Origin of the sequence: Chitinophaga sp. GbtcB8 (assembly GCF_019091455.1) — a bacterium.
Taxonomy (GTDB): Bacteria; Bacteroidota; Bacteroidia; order Chitinophagales; family Chitinophagaceae; genus Chitinophaga.
Genome location: NZ_JAGXJN010000030.1, coordinates 101,700 through 112,229 on the forward strand (window position 1 = coordinate 101,700; position 10,530 = coordinate 112,229).

The following is a 10,530-nucleotide window of genomic DNA, read 5'->3' on the forward strand; positions in this document are numbered from 1 at the left end:
CATTCGCCTTTCCATAAAATTGCCCTGGCCGGGAACAGTTCATAAATGTAAATTAAGCTCTTACTTTATTTCTTCCGGTTTTAATTTGGGCAGGGAAGCCCACCACTTGCCCAGCTTATCTTTCAGCTCCTTCACTACCTCCGGCTGCGTTGCTGCAACATCTGTGGTTTCATTTTTATCCTTCACAATATTATAGAGCTGCGCATCCGTTCCGTCGCTGTTCATGAGGAACTTCCATTCGCCTGACCGTATCGCCAGGTTAGGACTTTTATCCCTTTCTTTCGGATATTTAAAAGCAAGGTTGTTCCGGCCATACTCCCAATACAGATCCATGTCCCTGGCAGATGCTTTTCCGAAGAATACTTTACTCCGGTCCTTGCCATCACCTTTGTAATCGTTTGGCAGGTTTACACCGGCAATATTGCTTAAGGAAGGCAGCAGGTCTGTGGCGCTTAGCACTGAAGTTTCATCGGTTGTTCCTGCGGGCACATGACCCGGCCAGCTGATAATAAAAGGCATCCTGATGCCGCCTTCGTATAACGACAATTTAGAACCTCTTAAACCGGCGGCTCTGCTACCTCTGAAACTTGGCAACGGTCCGTTATCACTGGTAAAGATCACGATGGTATTTTTGTCCAGGCCCATACTTTTCAACCCATCCAGCAATCTGCCGATCTGCACATCATATTCTTTTAACACCAGCTTAAAGGCGGCTTCTTCCTCGGGGTTCATGGGAAATTTGCCGGTATATTCTGTTTCCGTCCTTGGCACCCATGGCGTGTGAACATCATCGGGCCAGAGGTTTACAAAACAGGGCTGGCCTTTGTGCCGCTTCATAAAATCCAATGTTCTGTCAACAAAGTATTTGGTTCTATCCCACCTTTTTATGCTATCCTTATCAGACCAGATCCAGTTAGTAGCTGTAATTAAGGGATCAGGGTCCGGGCTTTCATAGGTGCTGTTGTGCTCATCAAATCCATAGTTTTCAAATCCCGGCGCATTGTGCACATCCCGGCCACCGCCCATATGCCATTTTCCGAAATGCCCGGTCACATAACCGGCGTTCTTAAAGAAGCGGGCCATGGAAGGTGCATGAGGGTCCAGGTAATCGGCCTGCTCTGCGTTCCTGTTATGTTTTTTATTATCCAGGTAGGTTGAAAAATTCCATCTTGCCGGATACATGCCGGTTAAAAGCCCGGTCCTTGAAGGGGAGCAGATAGGCGCGGCGCTGTAATAATGCGTTAGCTTTATGCCGCTTTTTGCAATCCTGTTGATGTTAGGCGTGGGAACAAAATTACCGCCGAAACATCCTACATCACTATATCCCATATCATCTGTAAGAATAATAATGATGTTCGGCTTTTCAACAACAGGTGCGCTTTCAATGGGCGCACATCTTATTACCAGCCATCCCAAAAGTGGCAGGCATAATATCAGTGCCAAATACAAAGATCTGCTAAGCATCGGTTTTCCGTTCTTAATTCCTGGCATGGTCTAAAATTTTTAGATACCGTTAATTTAAAAAATAAAAACTTGCCATACCACAAATAATGTACTATCGAATTTACAGACGGCGATGCGCTGATCATTAAAATACATTAATTACCAGTGAAATTAATTACCTTATAATGTATGAAAGAAAACCTCATTGCTTTTCTTACTACCAGCAGCCTGGTTACTCCTGAAAAAGCAGCCGAAATTGCCGGCCACTTTACCTTCCGGGAGATCCCTAAAAATGCGTTCTTTCTGGAAGAAGGTAAAATTGCCAATAACTACCTTTTTTTAGAAAAGGGTTTTATGCGCGTTTTTGCCTATGATATGGATGGCAATGATGTGACCACCGGTTTTGCTGCACCCCGGCAGGTTGTGCTGGAAGTATCGTCCTTTTTTAACCGCACCCGCTCCCAGGAAAACATACAGGCCCTTACAGATTGCGAAGGCTGGGGCCTTACCTATGATGAATTAAACCAGCTCTTTCACGCCCGGCCTGAGTTCCGGGAGTTCGGACGGCATGTACTGGTAAATGCTTTTACTACACTTAAAACACGCATGCTGTCCATGATCACAGAAACAGCAGAACAGCGGTACACAGGATTATTAAATACCAACCCGGCTATTTTTCAGCATGCTCCGCTAAAAAACATTGCCTCTTACCTGGGCATCACGGATACTTCTCTTAGCCGCATCCGGAAGGAATTTTCAAAAAAGTAGCTGTAATGAATTCTTGCCATTTGGCAAGCCGGGAAAAAGAATGTTGTGTTTTCTTTGCAGTAGAAATTTACACACATGGAAAACATTCCTTTTTATATTCCCCTGCTTTTTGCCGGTACTACAGCCTTTGCTGTTTACCTGTTTTACACGGCTGCTAACCATTCAAAAAAAGTGCTGGCAGCTATTACAGGATGGTTATTATTACAGGCAGTCATTGGGCTTACCGGTTTTTATACAGTTACTAATAGCCGCCCGCCGCATTTCCTGTTCCTTACTTTTCCGCCGCTGTTGTTCATACTATCCCTGTTCATTACCCGCAAAGGCCGCCAGTGGCTGGATTCATTGAACATTAAAATATTAACCCTGCTACATATTGTGCGCATACCGGTTGAGATAGTGTTGTTCTTATTATTCACCTATAAAACTATTCCTTCATTAATGACCTTTGAAGGCCGCAACTTTGATATTATTTCCGGCTTAAGCGCCCCGCTTATATACCTGCTCTGTTTTTCAAAACACAAAACGCGAAGACCAGCGCTCCTGGTATGGAACCTGGTATGCCTGGGCTTATTAATTAATATAGTGACCATTGCAGTGCTCTCTGCACCATTACCTTTTCAGCAGCTATCGTTTGAGCAACCCAACAGGGCGATCCTCTATTTCCCTTATATATGGTTACCAGGCTTTGTTGTACCTGTTGTATTGTTGTCACACCTGGCTGTTATGCGGCAGCTATTGTATAAACAAGCAGTTATACCTGATCTTGCATAAATAAAAAGGGGCCGTCTCATTATTCACCCAATGCCATCTCCGCCTTCATTAATTCCTTTAAACCATTTTCCCATTGTACCCGGTGCCGTTGCTCATGCGCAATAAAAAAACGGAAAGCATCTCCCAGCTTGAATATAAGCATTTTGCTTAATGAAGTTGGCACCCGCAACCTGTTCAAATCAGCCGCGCGCGCTATCTGCAGCAAGTTTAACAAGGTATGCTGGTCCGTTATAAATTGCGCCAGGGCAGCCTTACCATCTGCCTGCTCCGCCGGGATAGCATTTTTCATGGTCTTCATTTTATTTTTTACCGTATGTGCATCTGCGGGTTTCATCATGCTGGTAAAGTAATTCCCTAACCAGCCCGGCTTAAACGTATTATTCACAATGGTCTGATGCTGGTGTAACTTTTCTTCCATTGCTTTTAAATAAAAGCGGGAGTAGAAATTAAGGTGTTCCAATACCTGTGCCACGCTCCATTTACCGGGAGCAGGGCTTGCCTGTAAAAGCGCTGCCGGCAAATGTTGCAGCTTGTTAGCTTCCAGGATCAATTGGCGGGTGTCTGCCATTAGCGTATCCAGCAGCACCTGGCTGTTTATTGCTTTCATGGTAAAATATTTATGCAAACATGCAGCGCAATTTTTACAGGAATATTGGTATTTACCATGATTTATATTTTTATGCTGCCCATTAGCTTGCTGAAATTCGTAGCATCCATGCCCAGGTAAGAGGCCAGGTATTTATGGGGCACCAGGTTTAGGATATGCGGGCTTCTTTTTAGTAATGCCCTAAATTTTTCCTCGTTGCTAAAGCATAACAGCTCTACCTGGCGGAATAATAAGCCTTTCATGATAAAAGATGTCAGGGTCAGGATCATTTCCTGTATAACGGGATAAGTTTTCATTAACTGATAAACTTCTTCATAAGGAATCCTTAGGAAGCGGCTGGCCGTGAGGGTTTCCATAAAATATTCAGAAGGTGTTTGCGTCAGGAAGCTGTCTGCCACCCCACTGAAAGAAGGTGCATAGGTGAAAACAATTGTAGCTTCCCGGTTGTCGTTGGTAAGGTAAAAGGCGCGCTGCACACCTTCCAGCACAAAGTACAGATACCGTTCTTTTTCCCCGGCAGCAGTCAGCATGGTCTTACGCTTTACAGTAAGCGGCTTCCATCCCGTGACCAGGGCCTGCAGCGCATCATCAGGCAGTGGATGTATGTGCATGATATATTGCCGCAACGCTTCTTGTTCCACCATATTACCCTATTATTTGATCATCCCACAAACAATCACCTGCCGCTCCCTTCATCTGCTTAAAATATTCCAGCCCCCATTTTTCCATGTTAATGATCACGGGTAACAATGACTGTCCTATCTCCGTCAGCGTATATTCCACCCGCGGCGGGATCTCCGCATAGGCTTTTCTTTGTACAATACCATCTTCTTCCAGCTCCCGCAGCTGGCTGGTCAGCGTAGCGGGGGTTATGCCGGGCAACGCACGTCCCAGCTCGCCAAACCGTTTTTCTCCATTCCGCAGCTGAAATAACAGCAATAGTTTCCACTTACCGCTCAGCACCCCGATAGTAGCCTGCACCGGACAGGATTTTTTTTCACCCGCTGCATTTTCTTCCTGCTGATTATCAGGAATAGTATCATTTTTCATAGTAGCTATACTGTTTAGAAGTACTTGATTTACACAATCTACCATTTTTACTTTGCTCCCAAAATAACTATTTAACTATGAAAGTGATCCTCATTGGCGCTACCGGCATACTTGGCAAAAACATACTGGCGGCGCTGAAACAATATGCACACCTGGAAGTGGTAACCGTGGCCCGCAAGGGCGGTGCAGACCTGATTGCAGACATTTCCTCCCTTTCCGCTATCAAAGAAATGTATGCTGCGGTGGGTAAATTTGATGCCGTGATCTGCGCGGCCGGCGATGCGTATATTGGCCCGTTTGATACTATGACGGAAGAAAATATGTACACCGGTATTAAAGGAAAAATGATGGGGCAGATCAACCTGGTGATGGCTGGTAAAGACCTGATCAGTGATAAAGGCTCCTTTACCCTTACCTCCGGTTTTATTTCCGACGATCCGGTAAAAGGCACTATCAATTATGCCATGGTTAATGGCGCTATTGACAACTTTGTGCAGGCCGCTACTATTGAGCTGGAAAGAGGCATCCGTATTAATGCCGTGAGCCCGGGCTGGGTAGTTGAAAATTATGATGGCAACATGCATACCCCCACTATAGGACAGTACCCTGTGCCCATAGATAAGGTAGTGCATGCTTATTATAAAAGTGCTTTTGGTTACCTCAGTGGGCAGGTATTCCGCGTATGGGAGCCTTCTACGCAGTATGTGCGGAAGTAAAAAAAGTCCCGCCATAAAGCGGGACTTTTACAGTATATAAATCAACATGGCTTTAATATTATTCCGTCCACAAAGTGCCGGTAGCATAAGTTCTGGCGCGGCCGGAGATAAATACACGCTCACCAGCATCTACACAATATAATTTTCCCAGTCTTTCAGATACCTGCAAAGCGTTCATTTCTTTTTTGCCCAGCTGCTCACTCCAATAAGGGATCAGTGAGCAATGTGCAGAACCGGTTACCGGGTCTTCAAAAATAGAGGCCTGGCTGGTAAAGAAGCGGGACACGAAATCACAATCATCCCCTTTAGCGGTAATAATAACGCCACCGGGGTCCAGGTTAATCTGATTTAGCAGCTGCCGGTTAATGCGGATGTTCCTCACCTCCTGCTCATGATCGTATACCAGCACATAGTCCCTGGCCTTTAACACTGCACGTGGCTGCTGACTGAGTGATTGTGCAATAATCTCCGGCAACGGCGCCGGTACAGGTTTACGGGAGGGGAAGTCCAGCGTGTACAGATCTTTTTCTACCCGCACCTGCAGTATGCCGCTCCTAGAGGTGAATACGATCGTATCCTCCGCATAATTCAAAATAGTTTTAAGCGCATGCGCGCTGGCCAGCGTAGCATGGCCGCAAAGATCCATTTCTATATCCGGCGTAAACCAGCGCAGCTCAAACTGTTTACCATTGGGTACAAAATAAGCGGTTTCAGATACCGCATTTTCTTTGGCGATCTTCAATAACAGCTCATCATCCGGCCAGGCAGCCAAAGGCACTACACAGGCAGGATTGCCGCCAAACAGCTGGTCGGTAAAAGCGTCTATCTGGTAAAGTGGTAACTGCATGTTATTGGTTTATAGCATAAGTGCCTTTAATTACGGTTACGGCTTCACCGGCCAGTATGGTACGGTCGCCTTCCAGTCTTATTTTCAGCACACCGCCCCTGGCAGATGCCTGGTAGGCCAGCATAGTGGTTTTACCCAGCTTCTGTGCCCAGTAAGGCGCCAGGCAGCAATGTGCAGCGCCGGTAACCGGGTCTTCATTGATGCCTATAATAGGTGCAAAAAAGCGGGATATAAAATCAAATTCAGACGTATTATTTGCCTTTGCAGTAACGATCACTTTGGGATATTTAGCCAGCCGGGAAAAATCAGGATTAACGGCCAGCACCTCCTCTTCTGTAGCCAGTTCTACCAGGTAGCGGTTAAATACCTCTATCGTTTGCACCGGGTTCACCTGCAAAATATCCCTGATCTCTTCCGGCAGCTGTACGGTCTGCCCGGTTATAGCAGGAAAGTTCAGCTCAATCCAGCCATCCTGCTGCCGCGCTGTTAACACCCCACTTGCTGTGTTAAATGTAATGGTATCAGCAGCGGGCGCCAGCCCTTCCCGGAATAGTGTATGCGCGGTAGCCAGGGTAGCGTGGCCGCACAAAGGGACTTCTACCACCGGGGTAAACCAGCGCAGGTTAAACTGTCCGTTCTCAGGCGTAACAAAAGCCGTTTCCGACAGGTTGTTTTCCGCAGCTATCTGCTGCATCAGCTCTGGTGTAACGGTATCATCTACTATACATACGGCAGCAGGGTTTCCCCCGAAGGGCTTACCTGTAAAAGCATCTACCTGGTAAAAAGGAATATCCATGGCGGTGTTTTTAACATTGCAAAATTCAGCAAAATCTCATTACCATAACAGGTTCAGTTTTGTAAATTCTGACCAGATCAGATGAGCGGGGAACATTTTGTAATTTTGAAAGGTTTTATGCAGGAAGAAAAACAACAACACACATCAGAACAGGGTACCAGGGATAGTATTACCTGGACCTTTGACGATATTCGTATAGGGCATGCTGTGTCTAAATTCAATTGCCTTACCAGCTTCCAGGGCGCCAGCGATGCGGATGTAGTACGCTTTCACTTTGGGCTGAAGGGGGATTACAGCTTTACCTATAAACAATTAAATCAAACCTATGACCTTATTGGCGGGCATCATAATATTATGTACTCCAAAGGGTTTGATATTGAAGTGAAAAATAAAAGCCTGGTCCTGGAAACCTTTGGCATCCAGTTCCCCAAAGCCCTGTTTGTGCAGTTCACGCAAAACGCTAATGAACCGCTGCAACGTTTTGCCGCCAGTATTATGGAAGATAAGAACGTAATGCTATCTAATAACTGGGGCACCATTGATGCGCCCATCCAGCAGGTATTACAGCAGATCATCCATTGCAAATACGGGGGCGATCTTAAAAAACTATTCCTGCTTTCCAAAAGTATAGAGCTGCTGGTATTGTGCGCGGAATCTTATATTACCGCCAACCGGCAAAAAGATATTTTCCTGAAGAATAAGGCTGACCAGGAAAAGATCATTGCAGTGCGGGACCTGATCAATGAACGGGTGCACTGCCCACCCAACCTGTCGGAAATTGCCAAAACCGTGGGGCTGAATGAGTATAAGCTGAAACGCGGTTTCAAGGAAACCTTTAATACCACCGTATTCGGTTACCTTACCGAACAGCGCCTGCAGCTGGCGCACCAGTACCTGCGGGATACACAGAAAACTGCCGCAGAAATATCCTTTGAGCTGGGATACGCTACCCCACAGCATTTCAACAACGCATTTAAAAAGAAATTCGGCTTCACTCCTTTTTCCGTTAGAAATAATCCATAAAACGCAACCACCCCCTAAGCTAATCTTACTAATATTGTGGCGTTAACGGTACCGGACACCTGATCAATCATCATTTAAAAATTACAAACAATGAGCACGCCATTAATCGTACAAAACACTATTGATATTAAGGCCCCGGCCGCCAAAGTATGGGACGCGCTGGTAAATCCTGCACAAACTAAAAAATACATGTTCGGCTGTGAAACCGTTTCCGACTGGAAAATTGGCAGCGAGCTATTATGGAAAGGCGTTTTTGACGGCATTGAAATAGTGGCTGTAAAAGGTAAGATCGCAGACCTGCAGCCGGGAAAATTCCTGGCCTACACCACCATTGATCCCAATGGCAGCTATGCCGATGCACCGGAAAACTATTTAACGGTAACCTATACACTGAGCGAAAATAACGGCGTTACCAACTTTACCGTTACCCAGGGCGATTACTCCCAGGTGGCAGACGGACAAAAAAGATATGAGGATACCGTAGCCGGCGGTGGCTGGGAATCTATACTGGTGGAGATTAAGAAGCTGGTGGAAGGAAATTAGGAATGTAAAATCATAAATTTTAAATCTTAAATGTAAAAGTGAATGCATTAATATCCGCTGCATTCACTTTTACATTTTTCATTTATGATTTTACAATTTTCATTTTACAACTTCCACGTATTCCATATCATCCAGCCGGGCAATAATACCCCATCCGTAAAAATCATTGGACAATCCTACCAGCAGCTCATTTTCCCCGGCTTTCAGCGGCAGTGTAAAAGACGCATTTTCTATGGAGCAGCGGCCTTCCGGCGCTTTCATAATGGGCCGTGCATACAGGTTCTTATCAACAAATAACGGTTGGCCGTTAATAAATACCCAGATCTCATCACTGAAACCCAGGTTTACTACACGCTTTTGTTCGGTGGCTGCTTTCAGCTTTACTTTTAACCAAACCACCCGGCGGCTTTCACTGAGGCCAAAACGGCGGGTCAGGTTCACCAAACCGCGACGCTCTGCTGTAATGGTTTCCCAAACCGTTTCCTTAGGCGGTAAGGCGCCGGCAAATAATTCCTGTCCATTGGGCAGGGGCTGCGGCTGACTTACGGACCATTCCCGCAAATAACGGGGATCATGGGCAACGGGGTCTATACCTTCCGCAGGTAACAGCCCCGCTACTTCATTGGGGGTAACCACCAGGTTGGCAATAGCTGTTTTACCGTCAAATGCCAGCCCGCCCTGCGTGGTATTGCCTTCCAGCCGGGGTACTTCCATTACCGGGCGGCTCATATCATTAACATAGATCAGCATTTGCACACCGGACACCACCAGCTTTATATGGTTCCACTCCTTCTTTTTGTAGGCAGCAGGTCCCTGGTAATACGGCAGCATATCCCACAGGTTCACGCCCTGTATAATAGGTGCATATTGAATGGACCATAACACACCGGTTTTTTCGCCACCATTTACCCGCAAATAAAAGTATTCACCCTCCTTATCGTCCTGCCTTCTGAAATAAATACCGGTAAACATGCTGCTATCCGCTGGCGCCATATCAAACTCAATGGTGCCGTTGGTAAAATTGAAACCGTTTAATACTACCGGGGGTTTATTGGCCAGGATTTGCAGCGCGGGTACACCGTTGTATTCAGCAAAACTGACGGTTCCGGGTTTAAAGGTCCAGCGGTCGGCGGTTAGGGGGATCTTTACAGCAGCGGGTTTCTTTTGAGCAAGCACCCCTGATTGAACATGCAGGCATAACAGGAGGAGAAAGGCTTTTCCCATAGCGTTATTTTTTTCTGTTTTAAAATGAATAAAAATTGAACGCCCTAAAGGTGAAAGCAAAAGTTAAAAAGCCCGTTTCAAAACCGGTGCAAGTTAAGCGCAAGTTGATGCAAGGGTACAAACAATTGAAAATCAACAATCTATTATTTATTCAATAAAAGCTCTGTTAGCTCCTGCAAAGGCCGTTTATTTACTGCAGGTACGGAAATATTAGCCAGGTGCTGCAGCGCTACTTGCTGTAAACGCTCTTTTTCCCTGAGCACCCATTCACCGGTTTTACAATTTTTGTAGAGCTGTGCCAGGCCGGGCATGGCATCCGTAACCGGTAAGCTAAGCAATGCCAGCAGCTGGCTGCGTTGTTCAGGCGTACTCCATTCATAGGTTTTTAATAAAAGGCTGGTTTTTCTGTGCCGGGTTAAATTTTCAGATGGCTCGCTAAAAGCCTCCTGGTGGTCTTCCTGCAGCTGCAGGGCAATACCTATGTTTTTCCCGAATATGTAAATATGTTCCTGGTCGGTAATACCGGCGCCGCCTATAATAGCGCCCATTTGCAGGCTTACGGCCAGCAGGGCGGCATTTTTCAGGATCACTTTATGCAGGTAATCATTATAAGTGAGCACATTCTGTATAATCCGGACTAAACTGAACCACTAATTCCGGATCAAAGTGAACCAGTTATTCCAGACCAAAGTGAACCACCCTGGCGGCAGTGTTTATTCATTTGGCAGATTGGATTCCGGAG

At 46.0% G+C, this 10,530-nt stretch carries 13 protein-coding genes; 5 read left to right on the top strand and 8 right to left on the bottom strand.

Features of this window, described 5'->3' with window-relative positions; genetic code table 11:
- Positions 1-60: 60 nt before the first annotated feature.
- Positions 61-1,443: a sulfatase-like hydrolase/transferase gene (locus tag KVT36_RS22940; RefSeq protein WP_254640155.1), complete on the bottom strand. Its 1,383-nt coding sequence runs from the start codon at positions 1,441-1,443 to the stop codon at positions 61-63.
- Between the two features lie 189 nt (positions 1,444-1,632).
- Here KVT36_RS22940 and KVT36_RS22945 point away from each other — a divergent pair, with 189 nt between their 5' ends.
- Together KVT36_RS22945 and KVT36_RS22950 are read left to right on the top strand one after the other, a co-directional pair.
- Entirely contained in the window at positions 1,633-2,211 is a 579-nt protein-coding gene (locus tag KVT36_RS22945; RefSeq protein ID WP_217605780.1) for a Crp/Fnr family transcriptional regulator, read from the top strand.
- 75 nt (positions 2,212-2,286) lie between these two features.
- Positions 2,287-2,982, top strand: coding sequence for a hypothetical protein (locus KVT36_RS22950; protein ID WP_217605781.1), 696 nt, complete (start codon positions 2,287-2,289; stop codon positions 2,980-2,982).
- A gap of 19 nt (positions 2,983-3,001) precedes the next feature.
- Here KVT36_RS22950 and KVT36_RS22955 read toward each other — a convergent pair whose 3' ends face one another.
- From KVT36_RS22955 to KVT36_RS22965, 3 genes are all read right to left on the bottom strand, one after another.
- A complete protein-coding gene (locus KVT36_RS22955; RefSeq protein WP_217605782.1) occupies positions 3,002-3,589 on the bottom strand; it encodes a DinB family protein in 588 nt (195 codons plus the stop codon).
- Between the two features lie 62 nt (positions 3,590-3,651).
- Positions 3,652-4,233 (bottom strand): Crp/Fnr family transcriptional regulator, encoded by a 582-nt coding sequence (locus KVT36_RS22960; protein WP_217605783.1) that lies wholly within the window; start codon positions 4,231-4,233, stop codon positions 3,652-3,654.
- Position 4,234: 1 nt separating this feature from the next.
- Entirely contained in the window at positions 4,235-4,639 is a 405-nt protein-coding gene (locus tag KVT36_RS22965; RefSeq protein ID WP_217605784.1) for a helix-turn-helix domain-containing protein, read from the bottom strand.
- 77 nt (positions 4,640-4,716) lie between these two features.
- Here KVT36_RS22965 and KVT36_RS22970 point away from each other — a divergent pair, with 77 nt between their 5' ends.
- Positions 4,717-5,355, top strand: a complete 639-nt coding sequence (locus KVT36_RS22970; RefSeq protein WP_217605785.1) for a short chain dehydrogenase — start codon at positions 4,717-4,719, stop codon at positions 5,353-5,355.
- A 58-nt stretch (positions 5,356-5,413) separates the two neighbouring features.
- On the opposite strand, the gene KVT36_RS22975 is transcribed toward KVT36_RS22970, so the two are convergent.
- Positions 5,414-6,202 carry a PhzF family phenazine biosynthesis protein gene (locus KVT36_RS22975; RefSeq protein ID WP_217605786.1) on the bottom strand — a complete coding sequence of 263 codons (789 nt, stop codon included), beginning with the start codon at positions 6,200-6,202 and terminating at the stop codon, positions 5,414-5,416.
- Position 6,203: 1 nt separating this feature from the next.
- Complete coding sequence (locus KVT36_RS22980; RefSeq protein WP_217605787.1) at positions 6,204-6,998, bottom strand: PhzF family phenazine biosynthesis protein; 795 nt, start codon at positions 6,996-6,998, stop codon at positions 6,204-6,206.
- Positions 6,999-7,079: 81 nt separating this feature from the next.
- Between KVT36_RS22980 and KVT36_RS22985 the strand changes: the two genes are divergently transcribed.
- Both KVT36_RS22985 and KVT36_RS22990 read left to right on the top strand, forming a co-directional pair.
- Entirely contained in the window at positions 7,080-8,021 is a 942-nt protein-coding gene (locus KVT36_RS22985) for an AraC family transcriptional regulator (protein ID WP_217605788.1), read from the top strand.
- A gap of 90 nt (positions 8,022-8,111) precedes the next feature.
- Positions 8,112-8,564, top strand: a complete 453-nt coding sequence (locus KVT36_RS22990) for an SRPBCC domain-containing protein (protein ID WP_217605789.1) — start codon at positions 8,112-8,114, stop codon at positions 8,562-8,564.
- A 99-nt stretch (positions 8,565-8,663) separates the two neighbouring features.
- On the opposite strand, the gene KVT36_RS22995 is transcribed toward KVT36_RS22990, so the two are convergent.
- The gene (locus tag KVT36_RS22995) at positions 8,664-9,788 is read right to left on the bottom strand and encodes a LamG domain-containing protein (RefSeq protein ID WP_217605790.1); all 1,125 of its coding nucleotides are present in this window, start codon (positions 9,786-9,788) and stop codon (positions 8,664-8,666) included.
- Positions 9,789-9,931: 143 nt separating this feature from the next.
- On the bottom strand, positions 9,932-10,408 hold the full coding sequence (locus KVT36_RS23000; RefSeq protein WP_217605791.1) for a polyprenyl synthetase family protein: 477 nt from the start codon (positions 10,406-10,408) through the stop codon (positions 9,932-9,934).
- Between the last annotated feature and the right edge of the window lie 122 nt (positions 10,409-10,530).